Source organism: Sorangium sp. So ce836, assembly GCF_028553905.1.
GTDB lineage: Bacteria > Myxococcota_A > Polyangia > Polyangiales > Polyangiaceae > Sorangium > Sorangium cellulosum_D.
Genome location: NZ_CP102233.1, coordinates 7465840 through 7484026, shown reverse-complemented (window position 1 = coordinate 7484026; position 18187 = coordinate 7465840). Strand labels below are relative to the sequence as shown.

At 72.0% G+C, this 18187-nt stretch carries 17 protein-coding genes and 1 pseudogene; 12 read left to right on the top strand and 6 right to left on the bottom strand.

Features of this window, described 5'->3' with window-relative positions:
- Positions 1-3: 3 nt before the first annotated feature.
- Positions 4-558: a 3'-5' exonuclease gene (locus NQZ70_RS26845; RefSeq protein ID WP_129576756.1), complete on the bottom strand. Its 555-nt coding sequence runs from the start codon at positions 556-558 to the stop codon at positions 4-6.
- 255 nt (positions 559-813) lie between these two features.
- Here NQZ70_RS26845 and NQZ70_RS26840 point away from each other — a divergent pair, with 255 nt between their 5' ends.
- Together NQZ70_RS26840 and NQZ70_RS26835 are read left to right on the top strand one after the other, a co-directional pair.
- On the top strand, positions 814-1938 hold the full coding sequence (locus NQZ70_RS26840; protein WP_237244090.1) for a serine/threonine-protein kinase: 1125 nt from the start codon (positions 814-816) through the stop codon (positions 1936-1938).
- Positions 1939-2098: 160 nt separating this feature from the next.
- On the top strand, positions 2099-2665 hold the full coding sequence (locus NQZ70_RS26835) for a hemerythrin domain-containing protein (protein ID WP_129576755.1): 567 nt from the start codon (positions 2099-2101) through the stop codon (positions 2663-2665).
- A gap of 31 nt (positions 2666-2696) precedes the next feature.
- Here the strand turns inward: NQZ70_RS26835 and NQZ70_RS26830 are convergent, their stop codons facing one another.
- Together NQZ70_RS26830 and NQZ70_RS26825 are read right to left on the bottom strand one after the other, a co-directional pair.
- Positions 2697-3152 (bottom strand): DUF2752 domain-containing protein, encoded by a 456-nt coding sequence (locus NQZ70_RS26830; protein WP_129576754.1) that lies wholly within the window; start codon positions 3150-3152, stop codon positions 2697-2699.
- Between the two features lie 19 nt (positions 3153-3171).
- Entirely contained in the window at positions 3172-4620 is a 1449-nt protein-coding gene (locus NQZ70_RS26825) for a zinc ribbon domain-containing protein (RefSeq protein WP_129576753.1), read from the bottom strand.
- 691 nt (positions 4621-5311) lie between these two features.
- On the opposite strand from NQZ70_RS26825, the gene nuoE reads away from it, so the two are divergent.
- Genes nuoE through NQZ70_RS26790 form a run of 7 tightly spaced genes read left to right on the top strand, consistent with a single transcriptional unit; the run spans position 5312 to position 14243 of the window.
- Positions 5312-5809, top strand: a complete 498-nt coding sequence (gene nuoE, locus NQZ70_RS26820) for an NADH-quinone oxidoreductase subunit NuoE (protein ID WP_237244089.1) — start codon at positions 5312-5314, stop codon at positions 5807-5809.
- A 4-nt stretch (positions 5810-5813) separates the two neighbouring features.
- Positions 5814-7166, top strand: coding sequence for an NADH-quinone oxidoreductase subunit NuoF (gene nuoF, locus NQZ70_RS26815; RefSeq protein ID WP_129576751.1), 1353 nt, complete (start codon positions 5814-5816; stop codon positions 7164-7166).
- Entirely contained in the window at positions 7163-7816 is a 654-nt protein-coding gene (locus NQZ70_RS26810) for an NADH-quinone oxidoreductase subunit J (RefSeq protein ID WP_129576750.1), read from the top strand. The genes nuoF and NQZ70_RS26810 overlap by 4 nt, the downstream gene beginning before the upstream one ends.
- Positions 7813-8124 (top strand): NADH-quinone oxidoreductase subunit NuoK, encoded by a 312-nt coding sequence (gene nuoK, locus NQZ70_RS26805; protein WP_129576749.1) that lies wholly within the window; start codon positions 7813-7815, stop codon positions 8122-8124. The genes NQZ70_RS26810 and nuoK overlap by 4 nt, the downstream gene beginning before the upstream one ends.
- 1 nt (position 8125) lies before the next feature.
- Positions 8126-10684, top strand: a complete 2559-nt coding sequence (gene nuoL, locus NQZ70_RS26800) for an NADH-quinone oxidoreductase subunit L (RefSeq protein ID WP_129576748.1) — start codon at positions 8126-8128, stop codon at positions 10682-10684.
- Positions 10681-12720: a NuoM family protein gene (locus NQZ70_RS26795; protein WP_129576747.1), complete on the top strand. Its 2040-nt coding sequence runs from the start codon at positions 10681-10683 to the stop codon at positions 12718-12720. The genes nuoL and NQZ70_RS26795 overlap by 4 nt, the downstream gene beginning before the upstream one ends.
- Positions 12717-14243 (top strand): NADH-quinone oxidoreductase subunit N, encoded by a 1527-nt coding sequence (locus NQZ70_RS26790; protein ID WP_129576746.1) that lies wholly within the window; start codon positions 12717-12719, stop codon positions 14241-14243. Before NQZ70_RS26795 ends, NQZ70_RS26790 begins: the two co-directional genes overlap by 4 nt.
- 267 nt (positions 14244-14510) lie before the next feature.
- Here NQZ70_RS26790 and NQZ70_RS26785 read toward each other — a convergent pair whose 3' ends face one another.
- Positions 14511-14696, bottom strand: a complete 186-nt coding sequence (locus NQZ70_RS26785; protein WP_237244088.1) for a hypothetical protein — start codon at positions 14694-14696, stop codon at positions 14511-14513.
- Position 14697: 1 nt separating this feature from the next.
- On the opposite strand from NQZ70_RS26785, the gene NQZ70_RS26780 reads away from it, so the two are divergent.
- Positions 14698-15405: a hypothetical protein gene (locus NQZ70_RS26780; protein WP_237244087.1), complete on the top strand. Its 708-nt coding sequence runs from the start codon at positions 14698-14700 to the stop codon at positions 15403-15405.
- 2 nt (positions 15406-15407) lie between these two features.
- Here NQZ70_RS26780 and NQZ70_RS26775 read toward each other — a convergent pair whose 3' ends face one another.
- Positions 15408-16562: a tetratricopeptide repeat protein gene (locus NQZ70_RS26775; protein ID WP_129576744.1), complete on the bottom strand. Its 1155-nt coding sequence runs from the start codon at positions 16560-16562 to the stop codon at positions 15408-15410.
- Positions 16553-17644 (bottom strand): histidinol-phosphate transaminase, encoded by a 1092-nt coding sequence (hisC, locus tag NQZ70_RS26770; protein WP_129576743.1) that lies wholly within the window; start codon positions 17642-17644, stop codon positions 16553-16555. Before hisC ends, NQZ70_RS26775 begins: the two co-directional genes overlap by 10 nt.
- A 72-nt stretch (positions 17645-17716) precedes the next feature.
- Here hisC and NQZ70_RS26765 point away from each other — a divergent pair, with 72 nt between their 5' ends.
- The gene (locus NQZ70_RS26765) at positions 17717-17953 is read left to right on the top strand and encodes a hypothetical protein (RefSeq protein WP_237244086.1); all 237 of its coding nucleotides are present in this window, start codon (positions 17717-17719) and stop codon (positions 17951-17953) included.
- A pseudogene (locus NQZ70_RS53470) lies at positions 17940-18140 on the top strand (nucleotidyl transferase AbiEii/AbiGii toxin family protein); the annotation flags it as partial. The gene NQZ70_RS26765 and the pseudogene NQZ70_RS53470, both read left to right, overlap by 14 nt.
- Positions 18141-18187: the final 47 nt, after the last annotated feature.

Below are 18187 nucleotides of genomic sequence, written 5' to 3'. Positions count from 1 at the left end.
GCTTCACCGCCGCGCGGCCAGCAGGACGTGCGCGAGCAGGCCCGCGATGTTGAACGCGTCATCGCCGCCCCGGTGGTGCGTGCCCGCGAGCGGCAGGCCCGCGCGCTCCAGGGCCTCGGCCATCCCGATCTCGCGCGCCAGGGCGTGCGTCACCGCGAACAGGCTCTTCACGTTGAGGTGGCTCGGGCCGAACGGGTAGGGCACGCCCCGCGCCTGGCACTGCCGCTCGAACATGCGCCGGTCGTAGTCGCCGTAGCTCGCCCAGAGGCGATCCTGCGCCTTGAGCTCGCCCCGCAGGGTCGCGCACGCCTCCTTGAACGACACGCCCGCGTCGACGTCGGCCTGCGTCAGCGTCGTCAGCGCCGTGCAGAACGGGCTCACGCGCGAGCGCTCGGGGCGCACCAGGATGGATCGCCGGTCGCGCCGTCGGCCCGTGGCGACCTCCAGCGTGCACACGCCGATCTCGATGATCTCGTTTTCCTCGCCCTCCGGCGGGCTGCCCTCCCAGCAGGTCGATTCGACGTCGATCACGAGGATGAGATCAAGACGCTTCGCCATTCGTTGTCGCCCCTACATGTCGTGATGCGTGCGCGCCGAGCGTAACGGCGATCGGGACGCAAATTCTTTCGGGATTTTCCCGACAGGTCAAAACCGCCTCGGGCGGTCTGCTGTGTCCGGGCAAAAACTTAGTAGATACGGGACATAAGAGGGCGGGGCCAAATCCAGGGGTTCGTCGTTTCGGTGCCCAATCCCCTTGCCCGGAGGGCCTGGTCCATGGACACTCGTCAGGTAATTTCTGACGAGGTTCTTCACGTGGCTCCTGGTTCCCCGCTCCGTCGTTCCTTCGGTCCAGCCAGGGACAGGTCCGCCTTCGCTGAGGCGCTCCCCGAACCCGGCGGCGAGGACCGCGGTCCCGCCGCGGAGCGACGGCTGCCTCCTCGTTCCGGGATCGTCCGCCATGCGGGCCGCGACCGGGGGGCGGCGGCGAGCGCGCCCTCCGAGGTGCGCGGCGGGGCGGCGGCGGGGCTCCCGGCAGGTGGGACCGCGGCGGTCGACCCGCTCGTCGGCCGTACAGAGCACGGACTGCACATCGAGCGGCTCATCGCCGAGGGGGGGATGGGCGCGGTGTACGCGGCCCGCCGGGTCGCGACGGGGGAGCGGGTCGCGCTCAAGGTGCTCCGGCGCGTGCACGCGGGGGACTCGGGCATCGAGAGCCGGTTCGCCCGCGAGGTCGAGCTCGCCCGCCGCATCGACCACCCGAACGTCTGCCCTGTGCTCGGCGAGGGGCGCCTCGAGGACGGGCGCCCGTTCTTCCTGATGCCGCTCTTCGACGGCGTCACCCTGAGCGAGGAGGTGCGGCGGAACGGCCCCCTGCCGCTCGAGCGCGCGCTCGCCGTCGCGGACCAGATCCTCGCCGGCCTCGCGGCCATGCACGCGGCGAAGGTCGTCCACCGCGACCTCCAGCCGGGCAACATCCTGCTCGTCCCCGCGGCGCCGGGCGCCGGGGCGGGGGAGGGAGCGGCGGGGGAGGGAGCGCCGACGGTCAAGCTCATCGATCTCGGCTTCGCGCACGAGCCCGGGGTCGACACGGGCGACGGGGTGACGCCCGACAGCCCCGGGTCGCTCGTGGGCACCCTGCTGTTCATGTCGCCGGAGCAGGCGATGCGCAGCCGCGCCATCACCGAGCGGAGCGACCTCTTCGCCGCCGCGCTGCTCCTCTACTACGCCCTCTCGGGCAAGCTCCCCTTCCGCGGCCGGGGCGATCTCGACGTGCTCGTCGCGATCGTGCGCTCCGCGCCCGTGCCGCTCCGGCGGGAGCGCCGGGATGTCCCGCGCGTGCTCGACGAGGTGCTCGCCCGCGCCCTGTCCAAGCACCCCGACCACCGCTTCGCCGGCGCGTCGGCGATGCGCGACGCGCTCGCCGCGGTCCGGGCGTAGCCCCCACGCGCGGCGCGCCCGCGGTCCCTTCCAGCGCCGGCCCGCTCCTTGCCACGACGGGGCCGCCTGCACCGCGCCACGCAGCACCGGGATCCGGGCTGTGCACGCGCTGCTCAAGGGCGGCGACGCGGCGCGGTGAGCTTCACGCGAGGGGAACCCCATGGACGCACTCGATCTCTTGGAGCAGCAGCATCTCGAACTCAGCGCCCTGATGGCGCGCATCGCCGCCGAGCCCAGCCCGGGCCTCAGGACATCGATGGTCGCGCAGCTCTCCCGGATGATCGACGCGCACGTACGCATCGAGGAGACGTACCTCTACCCGGTCTGTGCCGAGCGGATGGCCGGCGACCGGAAGCCGCTCCACGACGCGTACGAGAAGCACGGCCTCGCGCGCTTCGCGGCGGACAACCTGCTGCGCACGCGGGCGACCGATGTGCGCTTCGAGGCGCGGCTCCGGCTCTTGCGGGACGTTTTCGCCCACCACGCCGACGAGGAGGAGGGCATCCTCTTCCCGAAGGCGAAGCGGGGGCTCACGGACGAGCAGCTCGACGTGATCGGCAGCGATCTGGAGCGCGCGTACGAGGTGCTGCTGCGCGTGGGGGTGCCGGCGGGCGCGCCGCTGGTGCGGTCGCAGCGCGGGTGGCCGAGGCGGGGGGCCCACACGGTGCGGGCGGTGCGGCCGGTGTCGCGGCGCCGCGGGGAGGGGCCGCGCGTCCGGGGGTGCTGAGCTGCCCGCCGAGGGCCTGCGGCCTTGAGGGCTAGACCGGGACGGGGCCGCCGAAGGCGCCGAGGAAGCGCGCGACCCAGACGGCGACCATCAGGACCGCCAGCGCGACGCCGAGGCGCGTGACCCACGCCCCCTGCACCGACTCGGTCGCGGCGATGCGGCCGTCCTTCACGTAGACCGCAGCGTTGTACGCGATCGCGGCGAGGACGAGCGGGGCCATGATCGGGGAGAGCGGGTGGAACCGCAGCGCCTCGGCCACATGGCCGTGAGCGAGGGCGAGGGTCGCGCGCGTGAGCCCGCAGCCAGGGCACGGGTGACGGGTGACGATCGCGAACGGGCACAGCGGGACGCCGCACGCGACCAGGAGCCCGAGCAACGCCGCGAGCGCGCCGAGGCGCGCCGCACGGCCGCGCGGATGCGCGGCGCTCCAGGCAGACGAGGCCGATGGAGCGGGCGAGCGGGCTTCGGTCGGGCTGGACAGCGACAACGGCGAAGGATAGCGCGAGCTAGGCGGCGTTCGGATCCCAGACCTCGTTGAGGTCCTTCGCGAGGGCGTAGAGCGGGAGGAAGATGTAGAGCACGATGCCCTCGGCCTGCGGGTTGCGCGAGCCGGCCATCTGCTTGGCCTTGGTCACCTGCTCCGGCACCTTCACCCAGAGGAAGTAGTAGTTGAGCAGCGGGATGAAGACGTACCAGGGCTTGAACTCGGGATCCTTGGTCGTCTGCTGCAGCTCGTTCAGCATCGCCCAGAGCTGCCAGATCGCGTACACGAAGCAGACCATCCCGATCACGCACACCGTGACGGGGTTGCGCGTCTCGCCCCGCGCGCCCGGGGTCATCGACCCGCCGCCGGCATACACGCCCAGGTTGCTGGGCTGCTGGCCGAACTGACCAGGCGCCGAGAGCTGACCGCCGGCCGGCGACGACCCGCCGTAACCGCCGGGATCGCTCGCGCCCTGGGGGCCTCCGTAGGCGCCGCCCGCCGGAGGGCTGCCGTAGCTGCCCGCACCCGGAGGGCTGCCATAGCCGCCGCCAGGAGGGCTGCCGTAGCCGCCGGCCGGAGAGCCGCCGTAGCCGCCGCCAGGAGGGGCGCCGTAGCCGCCGCCGCCGGGAGGGGCGCCGTAGCCGCCGCCAGGAGGGGCGCCGTAGCCGCCGCCCGCCAGCGGATCCTGGCCCGGAGGCGGACCGTAGCCGCTGGGGCTGTGCTGCGGAGGCTGGCCGTAACCGGGCGGCTGGCCGTAACCACCGCCAGGCGGCTGGCCGTAACCGGGAGGCTGGCCGTAACCGGGCGGCTGGCCATAACCTGGAGGGGCGCCGCCGAGGCCGCCCATCGGGTCCTGGCCAGGAGGCGCGCCGAACGGGCTGCCGCCCGCGCCGCCCGCCTGCGGAGGCTGACCGTAGCCGCCGCCGGGCGGCGGGAACGCGCCGGGCGGCGTGCCGCCGGCCCCGCCAGGCGGCTGCGGCCCGCTCGGGGTGTACCCGGGCAGCTGGTCGATCGCCATCGTGCCGCCGAGCGGGTTCACGCCCTGGTTGGGCGGCTGGCCGAACGGCGCATACCCGCCCGACGGGCTCGCAGCCGCGCCGCCGAAGGCCGGGCCGGAGGGCTGCTGTCCCGCAGGGGGCGATCCGTAGCCCATCCCGGGCGGAGGCGGCGCAGGGGGAGGTCCGGCGGACGCGCCGAGCCCGGCCGGCGGGACGCCGACCACCGTGCCGGCAAGACCCTGCGGCGGGCTCGGGATGCCGGCGGGCATGCCCGGCGGCGCGCCGGCCGGAGGCGCCGGCGGCGGAGGCGCCCCCGGAGCGCGCGGGCTCGCCGCTCCCGCCCCAGACGACGGCTGGCTCATCAGCATGGTGCCCTTGAACTTCGGCGCGGCCGCCCCCTTGAGGTTGAAGCCGCACTTCGTGCACGTGGACGCCGTTTCCGAGTTTTGCGTCCCACAATTCGGACAGAACACGCACCACCTCCGGAGGGGGGTTCGCTGCTACCGATGCCCGCGCCCTGCGCGCGTCGTAATGGGCGCGGAGGGTAGTTGAAGCGCGTTCCGGTTCTCAAGTGAAAGACGAAGAACGCTGCGGGCTTCTCCCGAGGCTACGCGTTCTCCGCCAGAAAACCCAGGGCGTTCTTTCCGCGAGGGAGCGCGCTCCTTTCGACGCGCGCGATGCGCGGCGCGTGCGTCGAACCGCACGCTCCCGCTGACCGCGCGCTGCTCCCTCCCGCGCGCCGGGCCCTCGCTCACCATCGGGGCGCGCTCTCCGCCGATGCGCGACGCGACACGCCGCGACCGCGTCACCCGGGCGCGGTCCGGGCGGGCCGGCCGGCGCGAGGCGTCGCCCAGGTTTCTGGGCAGCGAGAGGGTTTCCGTGGTTCGCTGGAGGTTTCCCCCCCGGCGCGCCTTGACAGTGACCACCGTCGCTCACTAGCGTGCCGGCGCCTCGGGACGGCTCCGTACGACGGACAACCGAATGCCCGGCCGCCGGTGCGCGGGGCTGTCCGCCTCCGGCAGGCGCCTCTACTCCGGAGGCGCACGAGGTAGCGCCTGGGTTCTCCGGGCCGACCCTCGTTGGAAGGGACCCGCCACGGGGGTCCCGACTGCATGTCGAAGCGGGCACGCCGCGAGCGCGGCGCGCCCAGGGAGCCAGCGGACCGTGCCAACTGCCGACATGACCGACAAATTTGCTCTGAGCGCCGATCGGCAAACCGAGTTCGAGAAGATCCTCGCGCGCTACCCGAACCGCCAGGCCGCGTGCATCCCGGTGCTCCACCTCTGCCAGAGCCAGGAGGGGTGGGTCTCCGAACGGGTGCTGCGCTGGGTCGCCGAGCAGCTCGGCCTCTCCACGGCGCACGTCCAGGGGGTCGCGACCTTCTACACCCTCTTCAACAAGCAGCCCGTGGGCAAGCACCAGGTCTGGGTCTGCCGGACGCTGAGCTGCGCGTTGAACGGCGCGGACGCCGTGCTGCACCACTGCGAGAAGCGCCTCGGGATCCACGCGGGCGAGACCACGCAGGACGGCAAGGTCACCCTGCGCACCGCAGAGTGCCTCGCCTCGTGCGGCACCGCCCCGATGATGCAGGTCGATCGCGACTACTACGAGGGCCTCACGCTCGAGAAGGTGGACGCGATCCTCGATCGGTTGACGAGGTGACGAGATGCTCCGGCTGACGCGCTATCTGACGAAGAACTACGACACGCCCGACGGCCACAAGCTCTCGGTGTACGAGAAGGGCGGCGGCTACCAGCAGGCGAAGCGCGCCCTCGGGATGACGCGCGAGGCGCTCGTCGAGGAGATGAAGGCGGCCAACATCCGCGGCCGCGGCGGCGCCGGCTTCGCCATGGGCGTGAAGTGGAGCTTCATGCCGTGGCCCCCGAAGCCCGAGCGGCCGCACTACCTCGTCATCAACGCCGACGAGGGCGAGCCCGGCACCTTCAAGGACCGCACGCTGATGGAGAAGAACCCGCACTCCGTCGTCGAGGGGTGCATCATCGGCTGCTTCGGCATCGGCGCCCACGCCGCGTACATCTACGTGCGCGACGAGCTCCACCTCTCGAAGGCGCGGCTCTGGGGCGCCATCGAGGAGGCGCGCGCCAAGGGCTACCTCGGCAAGCGGCCGTTCGGGATCGACTACCCCGTCGAGGTCTACGTCCACACGGGCGCCGGCGCGTACATCTGCGGCGAGGAGACGTCGCTGCTCAACTCGCTCGAGGGCAAGCGCGGCGAGCCGCGGCTCAAGCCGCCGTTCCCCGCCCAGTTCGGCGCGTTCGGGATGCCGACGACCGTGAACAACCTGGAGACGATCGCCGCGGTCCCCACGGCGCTCGATCTCGGCGGCGAGAGCTTCTCGAAGCTCTCCGCGCTGCACCACCTGAAGGACGGCGGCTGCCGGCTCTTCGGCGTGAGCGGCCACGTCAACAACCCCGGCATCTTCGAGGCGTGCGTCGGCCTCACGCTCCGCGAGCTCATCTACGACCTCGGCGGCGGCGTGAAGCACGGCAAGCTGCTCGCGGTCATCCCGGGCGGCTCGTCGTGCCCCATCCTGCGCGCCGACGAGGTCGTGAACGCGCCGAACGAGAAGTCGCCGCTCCACCCGTGGCACGGCCAGAGCGTGCTCGACGTGCCGCTCGGCGTGGACACGTTCCGCACGCTCGGGACGATGCTCGGGACCTGCTGCGCCATCGTCCTCAGCGACAAGGCGTGCCCGGTCCTCGCGATGCACAACCTGATGCGCTTCTACCGCCACGAGTCGTGCGGCCAGTGCACGCCGTGCCGCGAGGGCAGCGCGTGGATCCACCGCATCCTCGATCGCATCGTGCACGGCGAGGGGACGATCGAGGAGCTCGATCGGCTGCACGAGATCGCCGACAACATCATGGGCAACACCATCTGCGCCTTCGGCGAGGGCACGGCGATGCCCGCGCTCGGGTTCCTGCGCAAGTTCCGCAAGGAGTTCGAGGCGTACATTCAGACCAAGGGCCGGTCGTCGACAGGGGTGCTCTCGCCGTGAAAATCTTCGAATTCGCCTACTTCGCGCTGGCGTCGCTGCTCGTCCTCCTCGGTGGCCTCGCCACGGTCGCGGCCCGGAACCCGATCCGCGGCGCGATGGGCCTGCTCACGTCGATCGTCGGCATCGCGGGGCTCTACCTGATGCTCTCCGCGGAGTTCCTCGCCGCGATCCAGATCCTCGTGTACGCGGGCGCGGTCGTCATCCTCTTCCTCTTCGTGATCATGCTCCTCGGCCCGTCGGCGACGTCGCCGCGCGACGCCCGCACCGCGGTGCCGCGCTACGTGGGCGCCGGCGTCCTCGCGGCGAGCAGCATCGGCGCGCTCGCCCTCGTCGCGAGCGCCGCGAAGCCCGGCGCGCGGGTCGTCCCGGAGGCCCCCGAGGCGCTCGGGACGATCGAGGCGCTCGGGCACGAGCTCTTCACGAAGGGGATCGTGCCGTTCGAGCTCTCGGGCGCGCTGCTCCTCGTCGCCGTGATCGGCGCCGTCGCCGTCGCTCGCGGCAAGCAGGTCGACCCAACGCTGCTGCCGGCCGGGGCCGCCTCGCCGGACGGAAACGACCAGGTCCCGGTGCGCGACGCGGCGACGCCGGACCCGCAGCCGGGCGCCCTCACGGGCCACTTCACCCTGTCGACGAAGGAGCCGAAGTCATGATCTCCGTCCCCATCGAGTACTACCTCGTTGTCGCGGCGGTGCTGTTCGTGATCGGGTCGATGGGCTTCCTGCTGCGCAGGAATTTGCTCGTCCTCCTGATGAGCATCGAGCTGATGCTCAACGCCGTGAACCTCACGCTCGTCGCGTACAACCGGGTGCACCCGCAGGATCACGCCGGGCAGATCTTCACTTTCTTCGTCATCGCCATCGCGGCGGCGGAAGCCGCCGTGGGTCTCGCGATCGTGCTCGCGTTCTACCGCATCCGGAAGACGATGCGCTCGGACGACGCCGATCTCCTGAGGAGTTAGCGTGGAAGCCCTGAGAGTCTTATTCCCCGCGTCCGAGTTCGCGCTGCTCGCGGTGGTGCTCGGCCTGCCGGCGCTCGGCGCGTTCGTGAACGGCCTCTTCGGCAAGCGGCTCGGCAAGGACGCGGTCCGGCTGATGGCGCTCGCCGCGCTCGGCGGCGCCTTCCTGGCGGCCGTGACGACGTTCCTGATGCTGCCGCACGAGGGCGGCAAGCTCACCTGGACGGCCTGGCGCTGGTTCTCGATCTCCGGCCGGATGGGCCAGTCGATCCCGATCGACGTCGCCTTCAGCGTCGACGGCCTGAGCGGGACGATGATCCTCGTCGTCACCGGCGTCGGCTTCCTCATCCACCTCTACTCGTCGGCGTACATGCGCGAGGACCCGGGGTACTACCGGTTCTTCGCGTACCTGAACCTGTTCTGCTTCTCGATGCTCGTGCTGATCATGGCCGACAACCTCGCCGTCCTCTTCGTGGGGTGGGAGGGCGTCGGCATGTGCAGCTACCTGCTCATCGGCTTCTGGTTCAAGGACGACAAGAACGCGAGCGCCGGCAAGAAGGCGTTCGTCGTGAACCGCATCGGCGACTTCGGCCTCCTCGTGGCGATGGCGATGCTCGCCTACTACTCGGGCACGCTGAACTTCGACGGCATCGCGGCGAACGCGGGCAACCTGCTCTCCGCCGTGAAGATCTGGCCGATCGGCAACATGTCGGCCGACACGGTGCCCGGCTTCCTGAGCTTCATCATCCCGTCGCAGCCGGTGCTCGTGTACGCGGCGACCCTGGTCGGGCTCGCGCTGTTCCTCGGCTGCGCCGGCAAGAGCGCGCAGATCCCGCTCTACATCTGGCTGCCGGACGCGATGGCCGGCCCGACGCCGGTGTCCGCCCTCATCCACGCCGCGACGATGGTGACCGCGGGCGTCTACCTCGTGGCCCGGCTCTCGGCGGTGTTCGTGCTGTCGCCGTTCGCGATGGCGGTCGTCGCGGTGACCGGCGTGGCCACGGCGCTGTTCGCGGCGTCGATCGGGCTCTTCCAGAACGACCTGAAGAAGGTCCTCGCCTACTCCACGGTGAGCCAGCTCGGGTTCATGTTCATCGGCGTGGGCGTCGGCGCCTTCGCGGCCGGCTTCTTCCACGTCCTCACGCACGCCTTCTTCAAGGCCTGCCTCTTCCTCGGCGCCGGCTCGGTGATCCACGCGATGCACGCCCGCATCCACGACACCGACCAGTCCCAGGACATGCGGAACATGGGCGGCCTCAAGAGCTACATGCCGCTCACGCGCTGGACCTTCCTCCTCGCGTGCCTCTCGATCGCGGGCTTCCCCGGGTTCGCCGGGTTCTGGTCCAAGGACGAGATCCTCTGGCGCGCGTTCTCCGGCCGGATCGAGTCGGTCTCGACGCGCGGGCAGCCGGTGTGGCAGTGGCCCGACTGGCTCGGCCCGGCGATCTACTGGGTCGGCATCCTGGCCGCGACGATGACCGCCTTCTACATGTTCCGCGCGTACTTCCTGACGTTCCACGGCGAGTTCCGCGGCTGGACCGTCGTGCGCGGCTGGAAGGACCCGCACCCGCACGGCCACCACGACGACCACCACGCGCCGGGCGAGAAGGTCGAGGGCCCGGAGCCGCACGAGTCGCCGCTGCCGATGACGATCCCGCTGATCGTGCTCGGGGCGCTGTCGGTCTTCGCGGGCTTCCTCATGGCCGAGCCGCTCGTGCACCTCACCCACAACCACGCGTTCGCGCCGCTCGCGCACCTGCTCGAGCCGGTCTTCTCGATGACGTCGCGCGCGGTGGCGGCGCGCGAGGGGGTGGAGGGGCTGCTCTTCCCGATGATGCTGCCCGGCGTCGCCGCGTGCTTCACCGGCATCGGCCTCGCGATGCTCGTGTACTGGAACAAGCGCGGCGAGCCCGAGCGGCGCTTCGCCCAGAGCTTCCCGGGGCTCCACCAGCTCATCTACGACAAGTGGCGGATCGACGAGCTCTACAACGCCACGGTGGTGGGCATGGTCGACGCGCTGGCGGACATCTTCACGATGGCCGACAAGTGGATCATCGACGGCGTCATCGCGAAGCTCTCCGCCGCGCTGGTCGGGTTCTTCGGCACGGTGCTGCGCGCGCTCCAGACGGGCCGCGTGCAGGTCTACGCCGCGTCGATGGTCGTCGGGCTCGCCGGCGTCGGCTGGTTCCTGGTCAACCCGCACGCCGACGCGGACGTCGACGACGCGGACCTGCGCCGCTCCGGCGAGGTGAAGCTCTCGGCGGCGCCGGGGCTCGGCTACCAGTACCGCTGGGAGGGGCCGGGCGTGCCGTCGCGCGACTTCTCGGAGTCGCCCGACGTCACGGTGAAGCTCGAGCCGGGAGAGAAGAAGGACATCGTGCTCCGCGTGCGCAACGCCTTCAACCGCGAGGCGACGGAGACGTTCACGTTCTCGCGACCGCCGAGCCGCGGGAACCCGGCGAGCCCCACCTCCATGCGGGGCCCGGACGTGCCCACGCTCCCCCCGGGGACGACCCCGGCGGAGCAGATCCATGACCTGATCCAGCCGAAGGGCCTGCAATGAGCGCGCTCGACCTCGTAATCCATTACTGGCCGGCGCTCGCCGCCGGCGTCGTCGGAGCGGTCCTCCCGAGGGGCGCCGGGCAGGGCGCGGACGGCGCCCACGGCGACGACCACGATCACGGGCACGGCGACGACCACGATCACGGGCACGGCGACGACCACGATCACGGGCACGGCGACGATCACGGGCACGGCGACGACCACGGCCACGGCGAGGCCCACGCGGCCGCCGGGTACACGCCGTGGCAGCGGTTCGGCCTCGGGCTGATCGCGGCGCTCACCGTGCTCGGCGTGCAGTGGCTCTGGCCGTCCGACGCGGCGGCCGCCGCGTCGGAGGCGTCCGGGGAGTGGTCGTCGCTCCTCAACGTGCTCATCGGCCTGCCGTTCGTCGGGGCGGCGGCGGTGCTGTTCATGCCGCGGCAGATGCTCTCGCTGCTCCGCGGTTTCACGCTGGCCGTGCTCGGCGCGGGCTTCCTCGCGTCGCTCTGGCTGCTCAGCGTGCCGATGACGGTGGGCTGGCACTTCCAGTCGATCAAGGACTGGATCCCGTCGCTCGGCATCCGGTGGCACGTCGCGATCGACGGCATCAGCCTCTGGCTCGTCCTGCTCACGACGTTCATCGCGCCCATCGCGGCGTACGCGTCGTTCGGGTCGATCAAGAACCGGATCAAGGAGCTCTGCTTCTGCCTCCTGCTCCTGCAGGGCGCGATGCTCGGCGCGTTCGTCGCGCTCGACCTGTTCCTGTTCTTCCTCTTCTGGGAGCTGATGCTGGTGCCGATGTTCGTGATGATCGGCATCTGGGGCGGCGTCGAGAAGATCAAGGCGGCGATCAAGCTGTTCGTCTACACGATGGCGGGCTCGATGCTGATGCTCGCCGGCATCGTGTACCTCGTGTGGGCGAACCAGAAGCTCACGGGCGCGTACTCCTTCGACTACCTCGCGCTCTCGCGCGTGGTGCTCCCGCGCGGCACCCAGATGATCTGCTTCTGGGCGTTCTCGATCGCGTTCTTCATCAAGGTGCCGATGTGGCCGGTGCACACGTGGCTGCCGGACGCCCACGTGCAGGCGCCGACCGGCGGCTCCGTAATCCTGGCCGCGGTGATGCTGAAGATCGGGACGTACGCGTACCTGCGCTTCTCGATGGGCCTCTTCCCCGGCCCGGCCTCCAGCCTCGCGGCCAACCTGGCCGGCATCGCGATCCTCGGCGGCGTGATCTACGGCGCGCTCGTCGCCTGGAAGCAGGCGGACGTGAAGCGCCTCGTGGCGTACTCGTCGGTCGCCCACCTCGGCTACGTGATGCTCGGGCTGTTCGGCGTCACGCCGAGCGGGATCCAGGGCGCGGTGCTCCAGATGGTGAACCACGGCGTCTCCACCGGCGCGCTCTTCCTCCTCGTCGGCGTGATCTACGACCGCCGCCACACCCGCCAGGTCTCCGAGTTCGGGGGCCTCGCCAAGGTGATGCCGGTCTACGCGACGCTGTTCCTCATCGTGACGTTCGCCTCCGTGGGCGTGCCCGGCACGAACGGGTTCATCGGCGAGTTCATGATCATCACCGCGACCTACGTGTCCGAGCGCCTCGGGGTCTTCAGCGGGATCCACACCGTGGGCGCCGCCGCGGGCGTCATCCTCGCGGCCGTCTACATGCTGAGCGTCGTGCAGAAGATGTTCTTCGGGCCGCTCACGAACCCGAAGAACAAGCACCTGCCCGACATCACGCCCCGCGAGGGCCTGGCGCTGGCGCCGCTCATCCTGATGATCTTCGTGATCGGCCTGTTCCCTGACATCTTCCTCTCTCGGATGAAGGAGTCGGTCCTGTCTACGTACAACCAGTTCAAGGTCGTCTCCGGGCAGGCGATCCTCTTCGCGGACGATCGGAACGCGAAGCTCCTGCCCGAGGACACGTTCTCCCCCGCCTTCCTGAAGGGGGCGCCCGGGCTGAGCTCCGGCGCGGGCGCGGCGGGGGGTGACGAGGAGGCGCGGCGCGAGCCGCCCGTGGACGGGAAGCTCGCGGCGCGCGCGGGGGAGGTGGCGCGATGAACCTCGGACCGTTCATCGCGGTGTCGCCGCTGATCGTGGTCTCGCTCGGCGGCACGCTGCTGATGTTGGCGGAGGCGTTCTCGCACCGCCGCGAGGAGTCGCACGACCGCCGCTCCGGCCCGTCGTCCGACATCGCGCTCGGGACCGCGATCACGCTCCTCGCCGGGGCGGTGTTCTCGGGCGCGGTCGGGTTCGTCGGCCCCGAGACGCTGGACGGGGTCGACGTGCTCGCGCCCTACCTGGTGATGGACCGCTTCACGCTGTTCTTCTCCTTCGTGCTCTGCCTGGGCGGCGCGCTGGCGGCGCTGCTCGCCGGGGGGTACCTCCCGGAGCACCGGCTCGACCGCGGGGAGTTCTACCCGCTGCTGACCTTCTCGACGGTCGGCGCGATCATCCTCGCCGGCGCGGGCGATCTGCTGACGCTCTTCCTCGGCCTGGAGACGATGTCGCTCGGGGCGTACGCGCTGACCGGCTTCCGCCGGACGTCGCCGCGGAGCACCGAGGCGGCGATCAAGTACTTCCTGCTCGGCTCGTTCGCGGCGGCGCTGCTGCTCTACGGCGGCGCGCTGATCTACGGGGCGACGGGGCACACCGACCTCGCCGGGATCCGCGACGCGATCGCGGGCGCGACGGGGGACAAGGCGCCGAACCCGGCGCTGCTCCTCATCGGGGCGGCGCTGATGCTGGTCGGCCTCGCGTTCAAGGTGAGCGCGGTGCCGTTCCACATGTGGACGCCCGACGCGTACGAGGGCGCGCCGACGCCGGCGACGACGTTCATGGCGGTCGCGGTGAAGGGCGCGGCGTTCGCGACGCTGCTGCGCGTGCTGCTCGGCGCGTTCAGCAGCCCGGCGCTGTCGTCGTGGGCGGCGGGCTGGCCGCCGGCCGTGGCGGTGATGGCGCTGCTCACGATGACGGTGGCGAACCTCATCGCGGGGCGGCAGGAGTCGGTGAAGCGGATGCTCGCCTACTCGAGCATCGCGCACGCCGGCTACCTGCTCGTCGGCGTCGCGGCGACGGTGCGGGCGAGCGAGGACGCGCAGGCGAGCGTGATGTTCTACCTGCTCGCCTACACGGTCTCGACGGTCGGCGCGTTCGGCACGCTCATCCTGTGCGGCAGCCGGGGCGCGGAGGCGGTGAGCTACGAGGATCTCTCGGGCATCGGCAAGCGGCACCCGGTGGCGGCGCTCGCGTTCTCGCTGTTTCTGCTGTCGCTGGCCGGCGTCCCGCCGACGGCCGGGTTCTTCGGCAAGCTCTACATCGTCAAGGCGGCGATGGGCGCGGAGCTGTACACGCTGTCCGTGGCGCTGCTCCTCAACAGCGTGCTGTCGGCGTACTACTACCTGCGGGTGCTCGTGTTCATGTACATGCGCGAGCCGGCGCCGGGGGCGCCGATCGCCCGGCCCATGCGATCGGGGTACGTCAACGCGGCGCTCGTCGTCTCGGCGGTGCTCGTCATGGTCCTCGGGATCTGGCCGACGACCTCGCTCGGGATCGCCGTTCGCGCGGTCCTCGCTTCCCACTGAGACAGACTTCCGAGGGAGCGCCTCGCCGAGCCGCCCGGCCCTCGGGGGTCCCAGCTCGGCGCGGCGCAGCGCGCCGCCAACTCATTTGGCGACGATGGCACCGGCGCTAGCGGCGATCGCGTCCCTTGGCGGCGAAACCGCGGTGCTGCGCGGGGCGCGCGAGTTGCTAAAGTCGGCGCCGATGCGGAACGGCGAGACGATGCAGAGGACAGCGGGGAACTGGCGGATACGCGCGGCGAGCGTCGCCCTGCTCGGGGCGCTCGGGTGTCAGGGGGGAAACGCGAGCGGAGGCTCGCCCGCAGCGAGCGCGGCGCCGGCAGGGAGCGCGGCGCCGGCAGCGGCGAGCGCCAGCGCAGCGGCGAGCGCCAGCGCAGCGGCGAGCGCCGGCGCAGCGGCGAGCGCGCAGGCGGCGGCAGCGTCCGCGATCTCGCTGACCTCGGAAGCGGTGCTCAAGGTGACGAACCCGAAGCGGCAAGCGCCGTACAGCGGGCCCACTGGGACGCTGAAAGGGCGGGTCACCATCAAGGGAGACCCGCCGCCCAATACGGGGCTCAGCTTTCCGACCGGCAAGTGCGGCGAGGCCGCGGCCACCTACGGGAGGCTGTTCCGCGTGGGGCAGCAGAACGCCGTCGCCGACGCGCTCGTCACCGTCGTCAACTACAGCGGCCACGTGCCCGAGCGCGAAGAGGCAGAGAAGGTGACCATCCACGGGTGCGCGTTCTCGACCCGCACCGTGGCCATGACGTTCGGTCAACGGCTCGAGGTGGCGAACCTCGACCCGCTGGAGCCCTACATGCCCAACCTCGAGGGCGCCCCGTTCATGGCCGTCCTCGTCGCCATGCCGCAAGGCGAGCCGGTGAAGTTCTTCCCGCCCCAGCCGGGCTACTACCAGCTCGTGGACAAGATGCCGAAGCCGTTCCTCCAGGCCGAGGTCTTCGTGCTCAAGTTCGCGACGCACGACGTGACCGGCCTCGACGGGCAGTTCGAGATCAAGAACATCCCCGTGGGCAAGGTGCTCACCGCCGCCCTCCTGCCCGCCATCGATCAGGACGTGAAGAAGGAGATCGAGATCAAGGAGGGCGAGAACACCCTCGATTTCGAGCTCAACTTCGATCTCGAGAAGTACAACGAGAAGAAGAACAAGGCGAAGCCGTCGCCCTGAGCTCAGGGCGCGGCAGGCGCGCCCCCCGCGAGCTCCCGGTGGAGGCGCCGCTCGACCTCGCGGGACAGCGGATCGCGGGCGCCGGGCGCGGGGGGCGCCAGCGGGCCGAGCCAGGCGAGCGCGGCGTCGCGGCCGATGCGACGGAAGAGCAGCTCGGCGAAGAGCAGCCGGGCGAGCGGCGAGGGGGGCACCGCAGCGCCGCCGCCCGCGGGCGCCTGGAGCGCGTCGCAGGCGCGGGTCAGCGCCTCGAGATCGCCCCCCAGATCGGCCGCCACCGCGAGCGCGACGAGCGCGGAGGCGCTCGACGGATCGGCCGCCGAGACGAGCTCGGCCTGCTCGCGCGCCTCGCCGACGCGGCCCAGGGCGGCCGCGCGCACCGCGACCTCGGCCGGCGGCAAATCCGCGTCGCGCGCCAGGCGGCGGGCGCGGCGCAGCTGCCCGTGGACCAGCGCGTCGTCGAGCTCGGCCAGCGGCCCCCAGGGCGGCGCCGGCCGCTCGGAGGCGGCGGTCCTCCGCGCGGCGAGCTCGCGCAGCCGCCGCGCCGCCTCCTCGGCGGCCGGGCGATCGCCGGCCTCGAGGGCCACCGCGTGCAGCGCGCGCCACGCGTCCGCCGAGAAGGGGTGGCGCACGAGCAGCGCCCGCAGCGACAGGCGCGCGTCCTCGGGCCGGCCGAGCCGCCGCAGGATCTCGGCCCGGAGCAGGACGCCATCGTCGCGATCCGGATCGAGCAGGACCGCCCGCTCGACGCGCCCGAGCGCCGCCGCGGGCCGCCCGGCCGCGAGATCGCAGCGCGCCTGCTCGAGGTGGGCCGGCGCGTAGTCGGGATCGATCGCGCGGGCGCGGTCGAACGCCTCGTCCGCCGCCTCTCGGCGGCCGAGGCGGCAGCGCGCCGACCCGACGCGGGTCCAGATGTCCGCGCTCTCGGGATCGCTGTCCTCCGCCAGCTCGTACGCCTCCAGGGCCGTCTCGAGGTCGCCGCGCGCCTCGGCCTCGGCGCCGATGGCGTACAGCGCGTAGGCGCGCGCCGAGATCTGGCGGCCCACGAGGATCTGGCCGTCGACCGAGCGCGCGACCTCGGGCGCGGCGCAGGCCGCGGTCAGCGCGAGCGCCGCGAGCGCCGCGAGCCGCGCGGCGGAGGGCGGCGGGGCTACGCGCACGCGGCGATCTCGGCGAGGAGGCGATCGTTCTCCTCGCGGAGGCCGACGGTGATGCGGAGCCGGTGCGCGAGGCGCCCGCCCGCCCCGTGGAAGCTGCGCACCAGGACGCCGCGCGCCGCGAGCGCCTCGAAGACCTCCCCGGCGGGGCGGCGCGTGCCGACCCAGAGGAAGTTCGCGTGGCTCGGCGCGACCGAGACGCCGAGCTCGGTCAGGCCGCGCGCGAGGCGCTCGCGCTCCTCGGTGATGAACGCGGCGGCGCGGCGGAGCTCGCCGCCGAGCTCGCGCAGGGCGAACGTGGCCGCGCGCTGCGACGGGACGGGCAGGTTGTAGGGCTGGCGGACCTTGTCGAGCTCGGCCACGAGCGCGCGGTCGCCGACGAGCCAGCCGACGCGCAGCGACGCGAGGCCGATCTTCGAGAGCGTCCTCAGCACGGCGACGTTCGGGTGCTTGCGAACCAGGGCGAGCTGGTCGCGCGGGGCGAAGTCGATGTACGCCTCGTCGACGATGACGAGGGCGTCGCTCGCCGCGGCGATGACCGCCTCGAGCCGGTCCGCCGACGCGAGCGCGCCGGTCGGGTTGTTCGGCGAGGCGATGAAGACGACGCTCGGGCGCGCGAGCTCGACGGCGCGCACGAGGCCCGCCACGTCGAGATCCCACCCGGCGTCGAGCGGGACCTCGACGGCGCGCATGCCCCGCGCGCGGGCGCTCAGCTTGTACATGACGAAGGTGGGGCTGGTCGTCACGATGGTCGCCGCGTCGGCGCCCGGCCGCGGGCGGCAGAGCGCGGTCAGGAGGATCGAGATCACCTCGTCGGAGCCGACGCCGGGGAGGACCTCGTCGGGCTCGACGCCGCAGCGGGCGGCGATGGCCTCGCGGAGCTCGACGAGGCGCGCGTCGGGGTAGCGGCCCCAGTCCTCGGGCACGGCGGCCCGCGCGAGGGCGGCCCGCGCCTCGGCCGACAAGAGCGGCGGGCTCTCGTTGGCGTCGAGGCGCACGGGGAAGTGCCCCGAGACCGGGGTGTAGGCGTGGAGCTCGGCGAGCTCGGGGCGGAGGAGGGCGGAGAGGAAGTCGGGCGTGGGCATCGGCTCAGCTCACGGTGGTCGCGGGCGTGGGGAGGGTCACGGGAGCGATATACTAGCCGGGCGATGAGCGCCATGAACCCCGAAGACGGCGCGGCGGCCGACCTGATCATCCCGGACGAGCTCCCGTTCCTGGAGAGCTTGTCCTGGTTCGACGCCCGATGGCGCGAGCTGTCCGCCTTCGAGATGCTCCAACGCTACGAGCGCGGATGGCGGAATCGCGGCGTGACGGCCGATCTATCCGAAGAGGAGGCAGCGTTCGTTCGGGCGCTCATCCAGCTCTTCGGGAGCGTGCTCGATGTTCCGGCGTGAGCTCTACCGCACCATGGCGCGCGAGCTCGAGGCTCTCGACGCGGACGTGCTCGCGCGGACCTCGTTCCGCTTCGGCGGCGGGACGTACCTCGCTCTGGCGCACGGCGAGTACCGCTTGTCGCGCGATCTCGACTTCGTGTGCTCCGATCCGGGCGGCTATGCGGAGCTTCGCCGACGGAACGACCGCGTGCGGGCGCGAGGAGCGCGCATGCACAGGGCGAGCATGGGAGGGCG

Bases quoted from the DNA above. Each gene is read 5' to 3' on its own strand.
- NQZ70_RS26845 (WP_129576756.1), bottom strand. From the start codon at position 558: ATGGCGAAGCGTCTTGATCTCATCCTCGTGATCGACGTCGAATCGACC.
- NQZ70_RS26835 (WP_129576755.1), top strand. From the start codon at position 2,099: ATGGACGCACTCGATCTCTTGGAGCAGCAGCATCTCGAACTCAGCGCC.
- nuoF (WP_129576751.1), top strand. From the start codon at position 5,814: ATGCTCCGGCTGACGCGCTATCTGACGAAGAACTACGACACGCCCGAC.
- nuoK (WP_129576749.1), top strand. From the start codon at position 7,813: ATGATCTCCGTCCCCATCGAGTACTACCTCGTTGTCGCGGCGGTGCTG.
- NQZ70_RS26795 (WP_129576747.1), top strand. From the start codon at position 10,681: ATGAGCGCGCTCGACCTCGTAATCCATTACTGGCCGGCGCTCGCCGCC.
- NQZ70_RS26790 (WP_129576746.1), top strand. From the start codon at position 12,717: ATGAACCTCGGACCGTTCATCGCGGTGTCGCCGCTGATCGTGGTCTCG.
- hisC (WP_129576743.1), bottom strand. From the start codon at position 17,644: ATGCCCACGCCCGACTTCCTCTCCGCCCTCCTCCGCCCCGAGCTCGCC.
- NQZ70_RS26765 (WP_237244086.1), top strand. From the start codon at position 17,717: ATGAACCCCGAAGACGGCGCGGCGGCCGACCTGATCATCCCGGACGAG.